At 41.3% G+C, this 17,408-nt stretch carries 17 protein-coding genes and 4 tRNA genes; 20 read left to right on the top strand and 1 reads right to left on the bottom strand.

The features are described 5' to 3' along the window. The first annotated feature begins 88 nt into the window (after window positions 1-88). The 19 genes from orn to AB4140_RS03885 all read left to right on the top strand — a co-directional run bounded on the left by orn (window position 89) and on the right by AB4140_RS03885 (window position 15,137). Window positions 89-634, top strand: a complete 546-nt coding sequence (gene orn / locus AB4140_RS03975; protein WP_102439938.1) for an oligoribonuclease — start codon at window positions 89-91, stop codon at window positions 632-634. A 128-nt stretch (window positions 635-762) separates the two neighbouring features. Further along, window positions 763-838: transfer RNA gene (locus AB4140_RS03970), tRNA-Gly, on the top strand. 92 nt (window positions 839-930) lie between these two features. Then, window positions 931-1,006, top strand: a tRNA-Gly gene (locus AB4140_RS03965). A gap of 22 nt (window positions 1,007-1,028) precedes the next feature. Next, window positions 1,029-1,104 (top strand) — tRNA-Gly (locus AB4140_RS03960). 30 nt (window positions 1,105-1,134) lie between these two features. After that, window positions 1,135-1,210: transfer RNA gene (locus tag AB4140_RS03955), tRNA-Gly, on the top strand. A 684-nt stretch (window positions 1,211-1,894) separates the two neighbouring features. Then, window positions 1,895-2,350 (top strand): hypothetical protein, encoded by a 456-nt coding sequence (locus AB4140_RS03950; protein WP_102439937.1) that lies wholly within the window; start codon window positions 1,895-1,897, stop codon window positions 2,348-2,350. Window positions 2,351-2,518: 168 nt separating this feature from the next. Further along, on the top strand, window positions 2,519-2,980 hold the full coding sequence (gene tsaE, locus AB4140_RS03945; protein ID WP_371999873.1) for a tRNA (adenosine(37)-N6)-threonylcarbamoyltransferase complex ATPase subunit type 1 TsaE: 462 nt from the start codon (window positions 2,519-2,521) through the stop codon (window positions 2,978-2,980). A 78-nt stretch (window positions 2,981-3,058) separates the two neighbouring features. Beyond that, window positions 3,059-4,363, top strand: a complete 1,305-nt coding sequence (locus AB4140_RS03940) for an N-acetylmuramoyl-L-alanine amidase (protein WP_102520665.1) — start codon at window positions 3,059-3,061, stop codon at window positions 4,361-4,363. A 3-nt stretch (window positions 4,364-4,366) separates the two neighbouring features. Next, window positions 4,367-6,292, top strand: coding sequence for a DNA mismatch repair endonuclease MutL (mutL, locus tag AB4140_RS03935; protein WP_102439935.1), 1,926 nt, complete (start codon window positions 4,367-4,369; stop codon window positions 6,290-6,292). 1 nt (window position 6,293) lies between these two features. Further along, window positions 6,294-7,220, top strand: a complete 927-nt coding sequence (gene miaA, locus AB4140_RS03930; protein WP_102475908.1) for a tRNA (adenosine(37)-N6)-dimethylallyltransferase MiaA — start codon at window positions 6,294-6,296, stop codon at window positions 7,218-7,220. A gap of 96 nt (window positions 7,221-7,316) precedes the next feature. Beyond that, complete coding sequence (gene hfq, locus AB4140_RS03925; protein ID WP_102439933.1) at window positions 7,317-7,583, top strand: RNA chaperone Hfq; 267 nt, start codon at window positions 7,317-7,319, stop codon at window positions 7,581-7,583. 19 nt (window positions 7,584-7,602) lie between these two features. Next, window positions 7,603-8,922: a ribosome rescue GTPase HflX gene (gene hflX / locus AB4140_RS03920; protein ID WP_371999870.1), complete on the top strand. Its 1,320-nt coding sequence runs from the start codon at window positions 7,603-7,605 to the stop codon at window positions 8,920-8,922. A 33-nt stretch (window positions 8,923-8,955) separates the two neighbouring features. Next, on the top strand, window positions 8,956-10,107 hold the full coding sequence (gene hflK, locus AB4140_RS03915; protein ID WP_102439931.1) for an FtsH protease activity modulator HflK: 1,152 nt from the start codon (window positions 8,956-8,958) through the stop codon (window positions 10,105-10,107). Between the two features lie 3 nt (window positions 10,108-10,110). Further along, window positions 10,111-11,001 (top strand): protease modulator HflC, encoded by an 891-nt coding sequence (gene hflC / locus AB4140_RS03910; protein ID WP_102439930.1) that lies wholly within the window; start codon window positions 10,111-10,113, stop codon window positions 10,999-11,001. 415 nt (window positions 11,002-11,416) lie between these two features. Beyond that, entirely contained in the window at window positions 11,417-12,007 is a 591-nt protein-coding gene (petA, locus tag AB4140_RS03905; protein WP_076539021.1) for a ubiquinol-cytochrome c reductase iron-sulfur subunit, read from the top strand. Continuing rightward, a complete protein-coding gene (locus AB4140_RS03900; protein WP_102439929.1) occupies window positions 12,007-13,221 on the top strand; it encodes a cytochrome bc complex cytochrome b subunit in 1,215 nt (404 codons plus the stop codon). Before petA ends, AB4140_RS03900 begins: the two co-directional genes overlap by 1 nt. Then, window positions 13,221-13,925, top strand: coding sequence for a cytochrome c1 (locus AB4140_RS03895; protein ID WP_102439928.1), 705 nt, complete (start codon window positions 13,221-13,223; stop codon window positions 13,923-13,925). Before AB4140_RS03900 ends, AB4140_RS03895 begins: the two co-directional genes overlap by 1 nt. A gap of 94 nt (window positions 13,926-14,019) precedes the next feature. Next, a complete protein-coding gene (gene sspA / locus AB4140_RS03890; RefSeq protein ID WP_076539012.1) occupies window positions 14,020-14,649 on the top strand; it encodes a stringent starvation protein SspA in 630 nt (209 codons plus the stop codon). Further along, complete coding sequence (locus AB4140_RS03885) at window positions 14,649-15,137, top strand: ClpXP protease specificity-enhancing factor (protein WP_102439927.1); 489 nt, start codon at window positions 14,649-14,651, stop codon at window positions 15,135-15,137. The genes sspA and AB4140_RS03885 overlap by 1 nt, the downstream gene beginning before the upstream one ends. Window positions 15,138-15,294: 157 nt before the next feature. On the opposite strand, the gene AB4140_RS03880 is transcribed toward AB4140_RS03885, so the two are convergent. Further along, window positions 15,295-16,578, bottom strand: a complete 1,284-nt coding sequence (locus AB4140_RS03880; protein ID WP_371999866.1) for a hypothetical protein — start codon at window positions 16,576-16,578, stop codon at window positions 15,295-15,297. Between the two features lie 206 nt (window positions 16,579-16,784). Here AB4140_RS03880 and AB4140_RS03875 point away from each other — a divergent pair, with 206 nt between their 5' ends. Next, on the top strand, window positions 16,785-17,354 hold the full coding sequence (locus AB4140_RS03875; RefSeq protein ID WP_371999864.1) for an aminodeoxychorismate/anthranilate synthase component II: 570 nt from the start codon (window positions 16,785-16,787) through the stop codon (window positions 17,352-17,354). Window positions 17,355-17,408 lie beyond the last annotated feature (54 nt).

Raw genomic sequence — 17,408 nt, 5'->3', positions numbered from 1 at the left:
TTTTGTGTCGCTTAAAAAAACAGTATGATACACCCTCTTTAATAAAAAAGCCTGAATTATGGGCTTTTGACAGAATAAGGCAGATATTATGGCTGTAAACTCAAGCAATCTAATTTGGGTTGATTTAGAAATGACGGGTCTAGAACCTAGCGTCGATCGTGTAATTGAAATTGCCACTATTGTGACAGATCAAGAGTTAAACGTATTAGCCCAAGGCCCTGTGGTTGCGATTCATCAATCAGATGAAGTGTTAGCCGGTATGGATGAATGGAATCAAACTCACCATGGACAATCAGGTTTAATTGATCGCGTAAAGGCGAGTTCATACACTGAAGAAGATGCCATTAGACAGACGATTGCCTTTTTAGAGCAGTATGTGCCAAAAGGTGCGTCACCTATGTGTGGCAATACCATTGGCCAAGATCGCCGCTTTTTGAACAAGTACATGTTGGAGCTGGAAGAGTTCTTCCATTATCGCAATATTGATGTCAGTACGATTAAAGAGCTTACCAAGCGCTGGAAACCGGAAGTGATGGATGGGCTGACTAAGAAGAATACCCACCAAGCTTTAGAAGATATCAAAGAATCTATCGAAGAATTGCAGTTTTATCGCCGCGAAGTATTTAAAATTTAACCGATCAGACTTTTTTTTTGAAATAAGGGTTGCAGTGTAGTGAATATTACATATAATGCGGCCTCAACTTTTTACAGTAAGAGTCATTACTGCAAGAGGTTGAAGTTTGAAAGTTGAAACACCAAAATGCGACATTAGCTCAGTTGGTAGAGCGATACCTTGCCAAGGTATAGGTCATCAGTTCGAACCTGATATGTCGCTCCAATTTTCAAATTAAAATTTATGTGCGACATTAGCTCAGTTGGCTCTGGTTCAAACGATACCTTGCCAAATGTTTTGATAAAGCATTAAGTGATGCGACATTAGCTCAGTTGGTAGAGCGATACCTTGCCAAGGTATAGGTCATCAGTTCGAACCTGATATGTCGCTCCAAATTTTAAAATTGATTTGATATGCGACATTAGCTCAGTTGGTAGAGCGATACCTTGCCAAGGTATAGGTCATCAGTTCGAACCTGATATGTCGCTCCAATTTCAAAAGCTTCAAAATAAAATTGATATGCGACATTAGCTCAGTTGGTAGAGCGATACCTTGCCAAGGTATAGGTCATCAGTTCGAACCTGATATGTCGCTCCAATTTCTCATCTTAAGAAAATCATTCCTTTCAAATAAAAAAATAAACCCACTCTTAGCTCAGTTGTGCTTTTAGAAATAGTGATACCTTTTTTATTGCCAAGGTATAGGTCATTAGTTCGAACCACTTTTTATGAACAGACAGGTCGCTCCAATTTCTCATCTTAAGAAAATCATTCCTTTCAAATAAACCCGCTCTTAGCTCAGTTGTGCTTTTAGAAATAGTGATACCTTTTTTATTGCCAAGGTATAGGTCATCAGTTCGAACCACTTTTTATGAACAGACAGGTCGCTCCAATTTCTCATCTTAAGAAAATCATTCCTTTCAAATAAAAAAATAAACCCACTCTTAGCTCAGTTGTGCTTTTAGAAATAGTGATACCTTTTTTATTGCCAAGGTATAGGTCATCAGTTCGAAACACTTTTTATGAACAGACAGGTCGCTGCAGTTTCTCCCTGCGTTCAAAATGTCTCGGTTTAACCCCCCCCCGCTTGCACAATATTTATGCATTGTTTAGGGTGCTGTAGCTGGGTGTTGTTTCATTGTTGCTAAATTACTTGTTTTTTATATGCAAAATATGAACTCGCTCAAATATTCTCAACTTTTTTTCAACCATAATAAATACAAGCTTTTACAATCTTATTTTTACTGACCGCCAAAGGGCGGTGACAGATGGAGTGTTTATTATGCGTATCCAACAATTAAGTGAAGTGCTTGAGTTCATTGCCAAGTCACGCTTAGACATGGGTCAGCTTTATGGCCGACTACACCGCAATGCAGACTCTACAAGAGTAAAAATGATGTTGGAATATTTACAGCAACACCAACAGCATGTGCATGACAGTATTGAAAATTATATTGATGAAGCACCAAAGCGTATGCTTGAAACTTGGTATAAAGACATCACCTTCGAAGACTTTGAAAAACGCTGCCAAGACTCGACTCTAGCAGCCAATATGAGTGAAGATGATGTACTCGAGATGCATCTTGATTTAGAAAACCGTTTGATTGGTTTTTTAGAAAAAACCGCTAACAGCACTGAGGTCACTGAAATCAAAGATGCTTTATTAGATTTAGTTCGTGTGGAGAAAACCCAGCAGAAACGTATGGTACATAGCGCATTACGGATGGAAGATATCTAAAATCTGGTTTTCCAGCGTCAATTTTATGTTAATATTTGTATATAGAGCCAGCTATCAAGCTGGCTTTATTTTTTTAGGCCATCAAATAGCGCAATAGGCTAAGAGGTTAGTATTCTCAGCTATATTGCAGTTTTATATGATTAATCTCCCAAGTGCTGGTAAGTTAACATGACTTCGATTAAAAAATATCTTAAAGATGAGCAAGCAACGATTGATCTTGGTGTTGAATTATCTTTGTGGGTTTCAGCCCCATTAGTGATTTATTTAACTGGTAATCTCGGTGCAGGTAAAACCACCTTAAGCCGTGGTTTGATCCAAAGTTTAGGTCATGATGGCAATGTAAAGAGTCCAACCTATACCCTAGTTGAGCCCTATGAGCTCAAGGGAATGCAAATTTATCATTTTGACTTATATCGTTTGCTTGATCCTGAAGAGCTTGAATTTATGGGGATCCGCGATTACTTTACTGATAACACTATTAGTATTATCGAGTGGCCAGATAGAGGGCATGGCTTATTACCTGAAGCCGATGTTGCCATTCATTTAAGCTATGACGGAGAGCAACGACAGGTGGAGCTCACTGGCATGACAGAAGCTGGTAATCAGCTTGTCGCTAAGCTTTATAACTAATTAGTTCATAATAAGCTTTAAAAACAAACGCTAGTAAGCATAAGTCAATTAACTAAAATAATAATGACCCTAGAAAAAATGACACGATTTATAATCTTCATATGTTTATTATTCTGCTCCTTACAGGTTGCAGCTAATAAACTTGAAAGTGTGCGAATTTGGGATGCCCCGCAATCAACCCGAGTGGTATTTGATTTGTCTTCGGCACCTGATTATAGCTATTTTGTGCTAACAAACCCCCAGCGTTTGGTTATCGACTTAAAACAAGCTTCAACCAATGTGAAGCTTGCTGATATTGCTAAAGACAGCAAGTTGATCAAAAAAGTGCGTATTAGTTCCCCTCCCAAAAAAGGCACTTTACGTGTGGTGCTTGATTTAAACTCACCAGCAAAGCCGAATTTGTTTGCCCTGACACCGACAGCCCCTTACGGTAATCGTTTAGTGGTCGATTTAGATAACTCTGCCAGTAAAAGTGCAGCGGTACAGTCGGTGGTGCACACTAGCAAGCGCTCTACCGATGTGATTGTCGCTATCGATGCAGGCCATGGCGGCGAAGATCCTGGTTCAATCGGCCCCAAAGGCACCTATGAGAAAAAGATTGTACTTGAGATCTCCAAACGTCTTGCACGAGAAATTAATAAAACACCAGGAATGAAAGCGGTGATGACCCGCACTGGCGATTATTTTGTCAATTTAAATCAACGCTCGGAACTGGCTAGAAATAGTCGAGCTGATTTACTGATTTCTATTCATGCAGATGCATTTACGTCACCACAACCTAATGGGGCATCGGTATGGGTATTATCAAAGCGCCGTGCCAATACCGAGATTGGTCGCGTATTTGAGGATAAAGAAAAGCATTCCGAGCTATTAGGTGGCGTTGGAGACATAATTCAAAACTCCGATAGTGAACAGTATCTTGTGATGACCCTAATCGATATGTCGATGGACCATTCTCTGGCTGAAAGTCATCATATTGCCAGTGATGTATTATCAGGTTTAGGTAAAGTGACTAAACTACATAAGAGTAAACCAGAGCATGCGAGCTTTGCTGTTTTAAAGTCGACTGATATTCCCTCTATTTTGGTGGAAACTGGTTTTATCTCTAACCCTAGAGAAGAAGGGTTATTGTTAAATGGTAACCATCAACAAAAGTTAGCTAATGCGATCCATAAAGGTGTGCTGAAATATTTTGCCGCTAACCCACCTTCAGGCACCTTATTGGCGAAACAGAGTAACACTAAGCATACAGTAAGAAGTGGCGAATCTTTATCGGTTATTGCCCAGCGATATAAAGTCAGCATAGCCAGTATTCGAAAAACCAACAACCTTAAATCAGATGTCCTACGGATAGGCCAAAAGCTGGTTATTCCAAGAGCGTAAATTATGGCTATTCAAATTTTACCACCACAGCTTGCTAACCAAATTGCTGCCGGCGAAGTGGTTGAGCGTCCTGCATCTGTAGTTAAAGAGTTGGTTGAAAATAGCCTTGATGCTGGCGCAACCCGGGTGGATATCGAAATCGACAAAGGTGGCAGTAAGCTCATTAAAATTAGGGACAATGGTAAAGGCATTTCAAAAGAAGAGTTAGCCTTAGCCTTATCTCGTCACGCGACCTCAAAAGTACACTCCCTTGATGACTTAGAAGCCATTTTAAGTTTTGGTTTTAGAGGCGAGGCCTTAGCCAGTATTAGCTCTGTCTCCCGTTTAAGCCTAACATCAAAACCTGCTGAGCAAACTGAAGCGTGGCAAGCCTACGCTGCAGGCTCGCAAATGGACGTTAAAGTGACGCCCGCTGCGCACCCTAAGGGCACTACCATTGAAGTGGTGGATTTATTCTTTAATACCCCTGCCAGACGACGCTTTTTGAAAAGTGATAAAACCGAATTCACCCATATTGATGAATGGTTAAAACGCATTGCCATCGCCAGAACCGATGTGCATTTTACCTTAACCCATAATGGTAAGTTGGCGCGTCAATATCGAGCGGCCAATACTGAAATTCAATACAAACAGCGTCTTGGGCAAATTTGTGGTCGGGCTTTTGCCGAGCATGCTCTGCACCTAGAATGCCAGCATGATGGCTTGATATTATCGGGTTATTTGCAGTCACCAAATGACTTACAACCGACTGATAGCTGCTATTTTTATGTCAATGGCCGTTTAGTGCGAGACCGATTAGTTAACCATGCGGTAAAGCAGGCATTTGGTCAGTTTCAAGTTCAGCATCAACCGGGTTATGTGTTGATGCTTGAGCTGGATCCGCATCAGGTTGATGTCAATGTACATCCAGCAAAGCATGAAGTGCGTTTTCATCAAAGCCGATTAGTGCATGACTTTATTTTACAGGCATTGCAGTCTGTTTTAGCGCAAATACCTGAATTAGATCTCGGTATAGCTAACAAACCTACAGGCGCGCAAACTGGTATTGGCGAGGAAATTGGTCATTCATCAGAGGCAGAAATAAGCAATTGGCAGCAAGTAAGTCAAGACATGCCGCAAAGTCGGGGATCTGCCACTCAATTACATCAACCTAGAGAGTTATCGAGCAGCCGCTTTGGCAGCATGTCGGTGCCAGCGCAGGGCTATCAACACCAAAGCCATCAACCACAGCATAATGCAGCTACCGGAAGCACAGGAGCTACAAGCAGTGGCAATAATCCCTATAGCGGTGGTAGAACAGCTGACACGGTAGAAATAACCCCAACGGCTATCGCTAATTATGGACAATTACTGCAAACCCAAGCTGGAAATTCTTCATTAACGCAAATTAATGAGACAAATCTGTCTGCGCATATCACTATGCCGTCTATTGTTGATGGTCGCTTCTGGGTGATGGTTACAGGTCAGCAGATTTTATTAGTTGATATCGCGCAAGTTTCTATTTTTGTTACAAAATTAGAGATACAGACTAAAATAACAACAGGGCTTGTGGGTCAGCCATTATTAATGCCGGTTTCAATTGAAGCCGATGTTGACTGGAAAATTATCCTTGAAGAGCGAGAGCAGTTATTACGTAGGTTAGGATTAACCCTTTCAATCCGCTACCAACAGTTGATAATTAAGAATGTGCCCCCATATCTCAGAGATACCCAATTAGCTGTGTTGATCCCAGAATTATTAGATTGGATTAAATTAGAGCAGCCATCGGATGAAGCGTTGGCGTTGTGGATGGCAAAACAGCAAGCAAATCATTTTTCAGCCGCAGCTGAAGTGTGGCTTCAATATAGCCAATTAACCGCAGAGCAGCAGCAAATGCAGTTATCAAAGGCGAAATCATTGCCATGGCAATCCTGGTTAGAAGAGAATTAATGTGAACCAACTCAAACAGCCCAAAGTATTGTTTTTAATGGGGCCAACCGCTTCAGGAAAAACGGCTTTAGCAATTGAAATGGCCCAGCAGCATAATTGTGAAATTATCTCTGTTGATTCGGCATTAATCTATCGTCAAATGGATATTGGCTCAGCCAAACCTGATGCCGATGAGCTAGCCTTAGCGCCTCATCGTTTAATTGACATTCTCGACCCCAGTGAAAGTTACTCTGCGGCAGATTTTCGTCGCGATGCATTAATTGAAATAGAAGATATAATTAATCGTGGTAAGACCCCTTTATTGGTAGGGGGGACTATGATGTACTTTAAGGCATTGCTTGAAGGCTTGTCACCGTTACCTGCTGCAGATGAGCAGATCAGAGCGCAAATTATGCAAGAGGCAGAAGAGCAAGGTTGGGATGCATTACATCAACAACTTTGCCAAGTTGATGCCACAGCAGGGGCAAGAATTCATCCTAATGATCCCCAGCGGCTATCTCGCGCTCTAGAAGTATACAGAATTACGGGTAAATCGATGACTGAGCTAACGGCAACAAAGTCAGCGCCGTTACCCTATGATGTGATGCAATTTGCGATAGCGCCACATGAGAGAAAAGTATTACATGAATTGATCGCAAAAAGATTTAAACTAATGATGCAAAATGGTTTTATCGACGAAGTTCAACGATTAAAAGATCGCAAAGACTTACATTTAGATATGCCATCTATGCGTTGTGTCGGCTACCGACAGTGTTGGCAGTACCTCGATGGTGAATTTGACTACGAGACTTTAATAGAAAAAGGCACCGCTGCCACTAGGCAATTAGCCAAACGTCAATTAACATGGTTAAGAAGTTGGCCCGAGTTACATTGGCTTGAAAGTGGCGCCGAAGGAAATTTAGTTACACTTATGCAACATTCTAGCTAGCTAATTAGCTGTTGCTGTATAATACTAAAACTAAACAATAAAACATTCTTCAAAAATTCAAAAAATTTATTTTGAAAATAAAAAAAGGAAATTGAAATGGCTAAGGGGCAATCTTTACAAGACCCATTTTTAAACGCTTTGCGTCGTGAACGTGTACCAGTCTCTATCTATTTAGTGAATGGTATTAAACTACAAGGTCAAGTTGAGTCATTCGACCAATTCGTTATCTTGTTAAAAAATACAGTAAGCCAAATGGTTTACAAGCACGCTATTTCAACTGTTGTACCAGCACGCCCATTTAATGTGGCTGCACAAGGTACTCAGAGCTATACCCCAAATGATGAAGCACCTGCATCAGAATAATATTTAAGGAGTTTACTACTTGTTTGATCGCTATGAAGCGGGTGAAACCGCAGTACTTGTTCACATTGACTTTTCTGACGACGAGCGTAGAGAAGACATTACAGAGTTACAATTATTAGTCGAATCAGCAGGAGTACGCTCTGTTGGTGTTATTACTGGAAGTCGGCATTCACCAGATCGAAAGTTTTTTGTTGGGTCAGGGAAAGTAGAAGAGCTTGCAGCTATGGTTGCAGCTACAGAAGCTAAAGTGGTGATTTTTAATCATGCACTGAGTCCAGCTCAGGAAAGAAATTTAGAACAGATCTGTCAATGCCGAGTGTTAGACAGAACAACGCTGATTTTAGATATTTTTGCTCAAAGAGCGAGAACACACGAAGGTAAGTTGCAAGTGGAGCTAGCGCAATTGCGCCACATGTCGACGCGCCTTATTCGTGGTTGGACTCACTTGGAGAGACAAAAAGGTGGTATTGGTATGCGTGGCCCGGGTGAAACCCAGCTCGAAACCGATAGACGTTTACTTCGTGGACGGATTAAAAGTATTAATCGCCGACTTGATAAAGTAGACAAACAACGTGAACAAAGTCGACGTTCACGAAAGCGCAGTGACTTATCCACTGTGTCATTGGTGGGTTACACCAATGCGGGAAAATCGACCTTGTTTAATGCGTTAACCGCCTCAGAAGTTTATGCCGCAGATCAATTGTTCGCCACACTTGATCCTACTCTGCGTAAATTGAATTTACCTGACGGAGCAGTTATTTTAGCTGATACAGTTGGGTTTATTCGTCATTTACCTCACGACTTAGTCGCAGCATTTAAAGCAACCTTGCAAGAAACACGTCAAGCTGATCTGTTATTGCATATTGTTGATTGTGCTGATGAGAATATGACGGAGAATTTTGATCAAGTTCAAAATGTGCTTGAAGAAATTGAAGCAGATACTATTCCACAATTGGTCGTTTGTAATAAAATCGACTTATTGGAAGATTTTGTGCCTCGCATCGATTACGACGATGAAGGTAAGCCAGAGCGAGTCTGGGTATCTGCACAAAAACAAATTGGATTTGAATTGCTCTTGCAGGCTATCAACGAGTTAATCGGTGAAGTCATTATAGAGCAGACATTGAAAATTCCAGCTACGGCTGGACATTATCTTGGCCAGTTTTATCGACTGGACGCGATACAGCAGAAAGAGTACGACGATCTGGGGAACTGTATTTTGTCTGTTCGTTTATCGGATGCCAATTGGCGCCGATTAACAAAACAGAGTCAAGGCGAATTAGAGACGTTTATATTTGAGGATTCTTCTGAAGAATCAGACGTAGACGTTATTTGCTAATATCATTTATTTCATCCACTTATGGAGTGCTAAATGGCTTGGAATGAGCCCGGTAACAAGGGAAAAGACCCTTGGGGAAACAAAAACAGTAACGACAAAGGCCCACCAGATCTAGACGAAGTATTTCGTAACCTTTCAAAGCGCTTCGGCGGTGGTAAAGGTGGTTCAGGTGGATCTTCTAGCCCTTCTTTTAACCCAATGAGCCTTATTGTAGTTTTGGTGATTGGTTTAATTATTTGGGGTGGTTCAGGCTTTTATACCATTAAAGAGGCAGAGCGAGGCGTAACCTTACGTTTTGGTCAGCATTCTGGTGAAGTTGGTCCTGGTTTACATTGGAAAGCAACTTTTATTGATGAAGTGTTTCCGGTAAACATTAAAGCAGTGCGCTCTATTCCTGCATCAGGCAGCATGTTAACGGCTGATGAAAACTTAGTGAAAGTGGAACTTGATGTTCAGTATCGAGTGGATGATGCTTATTCTTACTTGTTTAGTGCAGTTGATGCAAATGAGAGTTTGAGTGAAGCAACAGACAGTGCGCTTCGTTATGTGATTGGGCATAACACTATGGATGACATTTTGACTACTGGTCGTGATGCTATTCGTCGTGATACTTGGGCTGAACTTGAGCGTATTCTTGAGCCGTATAAGCTTGGTTTATCAATTCAAGATGTCAACTTCTTACCAGCGCGTCCGCCTGAAGAAGTGAAAGATGCATTTGATGATGCTATTTCTGCACAAGAAGATGAACAGCGTTTCATTCGCGAAGCAGAAGCTTATGCGCGTGAAATTGAGCCTAAAGCACGTGGTCAGGTTGAGCGTATGGCGCAACAGGCTAGCGCGTATAAGCAACGTGAAGTCTTAGAAGCTCAAGGTAAGGTTGCTCGTTTCGAAAAACTTTTGCCTGAGTATCAAATGGCACCAGAAGTGACCCGTAAACGTTTATACCTTAATGCGATGCAAGAGGTCATGGCAGATACTAACAAGGTACTAATTGATACTAAAAACAATGGTAATTTAATGTATTTACCATTAGACAAAATGATGGGTAATCAAGCTAAAACTATGCCTGCAGAGCCAGTTGTTGAAACGCATGTGAACACGCCTTCAAATAATTCGCTTACGTCTTCTATGCCAGTTGATGGACGTCAGACTCGTGAGTCTCGTTCACGCCAAGGGAGGGACTAACTCATGGGTAGAATAGGACTGATTGTTCTGGTAATCATTTTAGGTGTTGGTTTTTCATCTGTTATGGTCGTTAACGAAGGTGAACGTGCTATCGTTTCTCGCTTTGGTGAGATCTTAAAAGATAACGTTGAAGGTCAACCTGTCACGCGTGTATTTGCACCAGGTTTACACTTTAAAATTCCAGCAATAGATAAAGTAAAATATCTAGATGCGCGAATTCAGACCTTAGATGGCGCTGCAGATCGTTTTGTTACTTCAGAGAAAAAAGACCTTATGGTTGACTCTTATGTTAAGTGGCGTATTAGCGATTTTGAAAAGTTTTACCTGTCCACTGGTGGCGGTAATGTTGCAACAGCTGAAAGCCTGTTACAGCGTAAAATCAACAATGACTTACGCACAGAGTTTGGTCGTCGTACTATTAAAGAAATTGTTTCAGGTGAACGTGATGAGTTGCAGATTAATGCACTTGAAAACGCATCTGAAAGCTCACAAGATCTTGGTATCGATGTGGTTGATGTGCGCGTTAAGCAAATCAACTTACCTGCCAACGTAAGTAGCAGTATCTTCCAGCGTATGCGTGCTGAACGTCAAGCTGTAGCAAAAGAGCATCGTGCACAGGGTAAAGAGCAATCTGAAATCATCCGTGCAACTATTGATGCTAACGTGACAGTTAAAGTGGCTGAAGCAGAACGTAAAGCATTAACGGTTCGTGGTGAAGGTGATGCATTATCTGCGAAGATTTATGCTGATGCTTATAACAAAGATGCTGAGTTTTATGGTTTCTTAAGAAGTCTTGAAGCTTACAAGGCGAGTTTCGCTGGCAATAGTGATGTTATGGTTTTAGAACCTGACAGTGATTTCTTCAAATACATGAAATCTATCGATGGTAAATAAGCCAACATTTCATTAATTGAAATTTAGCGTTAATTAAAAACCCGGTTTATACCGGGTTTTTTGCGTTTTGAGATTGTGCAGCGAAATAAATTGAATTTCTGCCAGTTGATACCATTAATCAGCTGTGACTAATTTAGATAGCGTATGTTTCATTAAATATTGTTTATTTACAGCAATTTAACTATTTTGTTTGTTCTTATCTTCATAACAACTGAACAAATCGGTAGCTTATTTTTTGCTCATTGCAAAAAAAACACGCAAATCCCGTAACTTAGTTGTGTGAATTACTATGATCTGGTTCTAATTTTTCGCTATAATGAGCCCCGCCTCAAAGTATAGATTTAGCCGTTAGTGATTCTAATGTTGCTAAGTTATTAAAATATAAGAATTCCAACACCCTCTGGGAGATAAGTGGATGAGCAAAGCGCCAGTCGATACCGGACGCCGCAGATTCCTGACAGCCGCAACCGCCGTAGTTGGTGGAGCTGGTGCCGTCGCTGTAGCGGTGCCTTTTATTAAGTCATGGAATCCGAGCGCTAAAGCGAAAGCTGCAGGTGCACCGGTAGAAGTTAACATTAGTAAAGTAGAACCAGGTCAATTAATTCGAGTTGAATGGCGTGGTAAACCTGTATGGGTTGTTCGTCGTACCGAAACCATTTTAAATGAGTTAAGTTCATTAGATGGTCAATTACGCGATCCTGCTTCAGAAGAATTACAACAGCCCGCGTATGCAGCTAATCCTGCACGTTCAATTAAGCCTGAGTTCTTTATTGCTGTCGGGATTTGTACACATTTAGGTTGTTCACCAACTTATTTACCAGATAGCTTTGGTGAGCAAGTAGAAGGTGTATCTGCTGGTTTCTTCTGTCCATGTCATGGCTCTAAGTTTGATATGGCTGGACGTGTATTCCAGGGCGTACCAGCACCATTGAACCTAGTTGTACCTCCGCATCAATATGTCGATGATGGAACTGTACTCATTGGTGTCGACACAGGAGCTGCATAATGGTTAAGAATATCGTTGATTGGATTGATGCTCGCATCCCAATGACGGCGACCTATAATCGCCATGTTGGTCAATATCCAACACCAAAGAACTTTAACTTTTGGTATTTCTTTGGTTCATTAGCATTACTTGTTTTAGTTAACCAGCTATTAACGGGCATTTGGTTAACCATGAACTACGTACCAACAGCTGAAGGCGCTTTTGCTTCAGTTGAATACATCATGCGTGATGTAGAGTACGGCTGGTTACTTCGTTATATGCACTCCACGGGCGCATCGGCATTCTTCGTGGTGGTTTATCTGCATATGTTCCGTGGCTTAATCTACGGTTCTTATCAAAAACCTAGAGAGCTACTTTGGTTATTTGGTATGTTGATTTTCCTCGTGCTAATGGCTGAAGCCTTCATGGGTTACTTGCTACCTTGGGGACAAATGTCTTACTGGGGTGCACAGGTTATTATCTCATTATTTGGTGCGATTCCATTTATTGGTGATGACCTCACATTGTGGATCCGTGGTGACTATGTTGTTTCTGGTGCGACACTAAACCGTTTCTTTGCATTACATGTTATTGCACTGCCTCTAGTTTTAGTTGTATTAGTTTTCCTTCACTTGATTGCTTTACACGAAGTAGGCTCAAACAACCCTGACGGTGTCGAAGTTAAAAAGAATAAAGATGAAAATGGCTGGCCAGTTGATGCTATCCCTTTCCACCCTTATTACACAGTAAAAGATATCATGGGCGTCGCCGGTTTCTTAATCGTCTTCTGTTACGTGTTGTTCTTTATGCCTGAAGGTGGCGGTTACTTCCTTGAAAAGCCAAACTTTGAAGCGGCTAACCCAATGAAAACCCCTGAGCATATCGCTCCAGTATGGTATTTCACGCCATTCTATGCAATTTTGCGTGCTATTCCTGACAAGCTTTTAGGTGTTGTCGGTATGGGGCTCGCGATTGCGGTACTGTTCGTATTACCTTGGTTAGATCGCTGTAAAGTGAAGTCGATTCGTTATCGTGGACTTGTTCATAAGATTAACATTGCGCAGTTTACCGTTTCATTCTTGATCCTAGGTTATTTAGGTGCGGTTCCAGCTACGCCTACATTAACTATTGCAGCGCGTATCTTTACACTTACTTATTTTGCCTTCTTCGTGGCGCTGTGGGTTTACAGTAAAAACGAAAAGACAAAACCAGTTCCTACGAGGGTGACGCACTAATGAAAAAGCTATTAATCGCATTAGTTACATTGTTACCAACGCTAGCAATAGCGGCTGGTGGCAACAATGAATTTGTTAAGAGTCCTGATCCGGAAATCAACCTACATGACAATGAGTCATTAGAGCGTGGTTTAGACTTATTTCAACAATACTGTTCAGGTTGTCATAGTACCCAGTACCAACGCTATGGCCGTGTTGCTGAAGATTTAGGTATTTCAGTTGATGACATGCGTAACAAGTATATGTTCACCGATGCTAAAGTGGGTGAGCTAATGGAAAACTCTATCCCTGAAGCTGACGCAGCTAAGTGGTTTGGTGCAGCGCCACCAGACTTAACTTTAGTGGCTCGCGTGCGTGGTGCCGATTGGGTTTATTCATACCTTAAAGGCTTTTATAAAGATGAAAGTCGTCCATTTGGGGTAAACAATACTGTTTTCCCATTGGTGGGTATGCCCCATGTTCTTGAAGATTTACAAGGTATTTCTGTAAAACAAGAAGATGGAACGCTAGTTGCGACTGGTGGCTCTATGAACGCAGAAGAGTACGATCAAGCGGTGCGAGATATCACCGGTTTCCTTGTATATTCAGCCGATCCAGTGAAGCTTGAACGTGAAGCTTTAGGCTGGTGGGTACTCGGATTTCTATTCTTTTTCTTTATCATTGCCTATTTGTTGAAGAAAGAATACTGGAAAGATGTGCACTAGACACGAATAACGGGTAAAATACATTATTCGCATACTCTAAACGAGGGGCTTAGCCCCTCGTTTGTTTTGTTTTTTCCGTTTCTGGAGGATATCAATGGCTGTAGCTGCCAACAAACGCTCTATCATGACACTGTTTTCAGGTGCCGATGATTTATATAGCCACCAAGTACGTATCGTACTGGCTGAGAAAGGGGTAACTGTTGATGTATTACAGGTAGACCCTAGCGAGAAGCCTCAGGAGTTACTTGACGTAAATCCTTACAACTCAGTTCCGACTTTAGTTGATCGTGAATTAGTATTGTATGAGTCTCGCATTATCATGGAATACCTGGATGAACGCTTTCCACATCCACCATTGATGCCAGTATATCCAGTTGCTCGCGGACAAAGTCGTCTAATGATGCACCGTATTGATACTGACTGGTATGAATTGGTTGCCCGTATTCGCCGTGGCGACAAAGCTGATGCTGCTCGTAAAGAGTTAACTGATAGCTTGGTTGCTTTAGCGCCAGTATTTGCTGAAATGCCATACTTTATGAGCGAAGAATTTGGTCTTTCTGATTGTTACTTAGGGCCGCTATTATGGCGTTTACCTGAACTAGGTATTAACCTTGATGCCCGTACTTCTAAAGATATCCATGCTTACATGACACGTATTTTTGAACGTGAATCATTTAAAGCATCGTTAACTGAGGTTGAGCGCGAAATGCGCATGGGCATGTAATGAAAGCAATTACCCCTAATCGTCCATATTTGTTGCGGGCTTACTATGAGTGGTTGATGGATAATCACTTTACCCCACATGTTGTCGTGGATGCATTTGTGAAAGGGACTCAAGTACCTCAAGAGTTTGTTAAAGACGGTCAAATCGTACTTAACATAGCTGGCGGTGCTGTGGGAAATTTGCAAATGACCAATGAATTTGTCGAGTTTAATGCTCGTTTTGGTGGTGTACCGCAGCAAGTCGTTTTACCGATGGCTGCTATCGTGGCAATTTATGCCCGTGAAAATGGTGCTGGTACCGTGTTTGATATGGAAGATGCTTATATGGCAGAAGATGAATCTGAAGATTTATCACCTGCTACAAGAGCATTTTCTACAGTAGAATCGACCGTAGATGCTACTGTTGACACTGCTGTATCAACTGAAGAAAAGCCAACTGGTGATTCTGAAAAAACTAAAGGACGTGCTCATTTAACGGTTGTTAAATAGTCGGCTCAAATCATAAAAAAACCAGTTATTAGTCCTAGATTAGTAACTGGTTTTTTATTGTCTGTTATTTACTGAGTGGCATAGTGTGCAGCTATTGAAGTCTCAGTAACATCTTAAACTTATCTTGCTAGTTTTACTTCCACTCCACTGAACTGTCCTAGTGCTTAAGCGCATGGGCTGCTAATCTTGTTAGTTTGAAAGCGACTTTTAAACAACGGTTTTCCAAATTATCATTTTCAATTTCTAGCTGGTATCGCGCCAAAATAGCCAGATAAGCACAGAGCTGCTCGCTATCCATGGCTAATGCTAATTGGGCGATTGGTTCGATAAAGGTTTGGTACTGATTTCGATAGCGAGCATTAGGAAATTGCTCACTAGGGTCCCAGTCTTGCCATAGGCAAAGATCCACTTGCTGTTGAAATTGGCATAAGGCTTCAGGGCTTATATCCACCTTAGGCAGTTGCTTTATCATCATCGCTAACAATGCTTCAACACCACTGGCAATCTGTTCTTCTGGGGTGGGTTGGTCAATAAAACAAAACTCGCCAAGGCTGAGTTGTGCATTATCAGATACGCAGGCGTCCTCAAGCTGTTTTTTGCGACCTTGATGCCAAGCAAAACTCACGAGTGGGTAGTTGGCAACCGCTGTGTTGTAATTAACACAAGCCAGGTATTCATTTTGAATATCTGGGAAACTGTCTAAGGGATAATGAGCCACTATTACCGGAACTGTTAACAGATAGTGAGGGTGTTGCTCGGTTAACTCAAATGTTGGGTAATTCAAAATAATATTTAGTGCATGATTGAGCGAGTGATCTTTATCAAACGCGCAGGGCCAATATTGCTGTGATAAAGCATGACTTGGCTCTATATACGGCGCTAACGCTGTGATTGTTTGTTGATCCCAACAAGCATGCACTGCGCGAATATGACCAAAATCCAAAAACAGTGGCAATGACATAAACCAATCTATCCATTGATAAATTGATTCGTCAGCGGGATCAAATAACGATAGGAAAAAGGGGCCTTGTTGGCTTAGGCTATCTGAATTGAGTGCTAGCTTGCTCGCGCTAACTAAAGGCTCGTCTGTGATCGGGTGGTGTTTACTCCAACCTATGGCGTTAAACTCATTTATGCCAAGCAAACAATAAGCATAACCTTCATCAACCAGCCGTTTTATAAAGTTGAGTAAGGCGATGTGCTCAATAGCGGCTGCATCGGTTTGAGCAGGCTGGTGTGACGCAATTAAGTTGCCACAAAAAACTAACTTAACAAATTGAATACTCGATTGTGGATCATCGATATCAAAATCAATTTCGGCTAATAAATCGGTTAACTTGTCTAAGCGACCATAAATATCACCAATAAAATAAAGACTGACATTTCCCACCTGTGTGACTTGTGTTCCTGAAACTTGTGTATTTAAAAATTGCATTCCCATAGTTTACCTTCCTAAGATGGCGGTAGGAGCCACTGATATAGAGCTATAGTATAACCTAGCAATTAAACGTTACAGTCAACAAAACCAGCGATAGGTCTAAACGCTTAAGCACTGAGCAAAGCTATGCTATTATCCGCCACCATTCAGGTATTTTAGCTTTCCTGATTAATTATTCTTATAAAGCAATCTTGTACTTAGGGTCCTTAATGCTGTTAATGATTGATAACTACGATTCGTTTACTTTTAACTTAGTGCAATATTTTCAGCAGCTAGGTTTTGAGATTATGGTAAAGCGTAATGACGAGATCAGCATTGCAGAAATCCAAGCCTTAAATCCAACTCATTTGGTTATTTCTCCAGGCCCTTGCTCGCCTAATGAAGCGGGGATCTCATTACAAGCAATCGAATACTTTGCCGGTAAACTGCCAATTTTAGGGGTATGTCTAGGTCATCAAGCCATTGCACAGGTGTTCGGCGCTAATGTTGTTCGTGCTAAAAGAGTGATGCATGGTAAAACCAGCAAGATAAATCACCATGAAGCTGGCTTGTTTAAACATCTTAATCAGCCACTTACAGTTACCCGTTATCATTCTTTACTAGTTGAAAGTTTACCTGATGGTTTTCAACTTGATGCATGGTTTGATGATCCAATTCATGGCCGTGAGATCATGGCGATGCGCCATAATAGTTTGCCTATATTTGGGGTGCAATTTCATCCAGAAGCTATTTTGACCGAACAAGGTCTTGAGTTACTACAGAATTTTTTAAATTATTAACTTGCTCATTTGGGGCCAATGAGTCGCATTTGGATCCCTTTATCATCTTCTAAA

This window comes from Shewanella sp. 10N.286.51.B2 (assembly GCF_041469265.1).
Taxonomy (GTDB): Bacteria; Pseudomonadota; Gammaproteobacteria; order Enterobacterales; family Shewanellaceae; genus Shewanella.
Note: the sequence above shows the minus strand (reverse complement) of the source record. Positions and strands in the feature narration are given on the sequence as shown.

What these genes read in the sequence shown, in the direction of transcription:
- AB4140_RS03895 (WP_102439928.1), top strand. Translation starts at nt 13,221, where the DNA reads ATGAAAAAGCTATTAATCGCATTAGTTACATTGTTACCAACGCTAGCA.
- hflC (WP_102439930.1), top strand. Translation starts at nt 10,111, where the DNA reads ATGGGTAGAATAGGACTGATTGTTCTGGTAATCATTTTAGGTGTTGGT.
- AB4140_RS03900 (WP_102439929.1), top strand. Translation starts at nt 12,007, where the DNA reads ATGGTTAAGAATATCGTTGATTGGATTGATGCTCGCATCCCAATGACG.
- hfq (WP_102439933.1), top strand. Translation starts at nt 7,317, where the DNA reads ATGGCTAAGGGGCAATCTTTACAAGACCCATTTTTAAACGCTTTGCGT.
- AB4140_RS03940 (WP_102520665.1), top strand. Translation starts at nt 3,059, where the DNA reads ATGACACGATTTATAATCTTCATATGTTTATTATTCTGCTCCTTACAG.
- AB4140_RS03875 (WP_371999864.1), top strand. Translation starts at nt 16,785, where the DNA reads ATGCTGTTAATGATTGATAACTACGATTCGTTTACTTTTAACTTAGTG.
- AB4140_RS03880 (WP_371999866.1), bottom strand. Translation starts at nt 16,578, where the DNA reads ATGGGAATGCAATTTTTAAATACACAAGTTTCAGGAACACAAGTCACA.
- petA (WP_076539021.1), top strand. Translation starts at nt 11,417, where the DNA reads ATGAGCAAAGCGCCAGTCGATACCGGACGCCGCAGATTCCTGACAGCC.
- AB4140_RS03885 (WP_102439927.1), top strand. Translation starts at nt 14,649, where the DNA reads ATGAAAGCAATTACCCCTAATCGTCCATATTTGTTGCGGGCTTACTAT.
- tsaE (WP_371999873.1), top strand. Translation starts at nt 2,519, where the DNA reads ATGACTTCGATTAAAAAATATCTTAAAGATGAGCAAGCAACGATTGAT.
- mutL (WP_102439935.1), top strand. Translation starts at nt 4,367, where the DNA reads ATGGCTATTCAAATTTTACCACCACAGCTTGCTAACCAAATTGCTGCC.
- sspA (WP_076539012.1), top strand. Translation starts at nt 14,020, where the DNA reads ATGGCTGTAGCTGCCAACAAACGCTCTATCATGACACTGTTTTCAGGT.
- orn (WP_102439938.1), top strand. Translation starts at nt 89, where the DNA reads ATGGCTGTAAACTCAAGCAATCTAATTTGGGTTGATTTAGAAATGACG.
- AB4140_RS03950 (WP_102439937.1), top strand. Translation starts at nt 1,895, where the DNA reads ATGCGTATCCAACAATTAAGTGAAGTGCTTGAGTTCATTGCCAAGTCA.
- hflK (WP_102439931.1), top strand. Translation starts at nt 8,956, where the DNA reads ATGGCTTGGAATGAGCCCGGTAACAAGGGAAAAGACCCTTGGGGAAAC.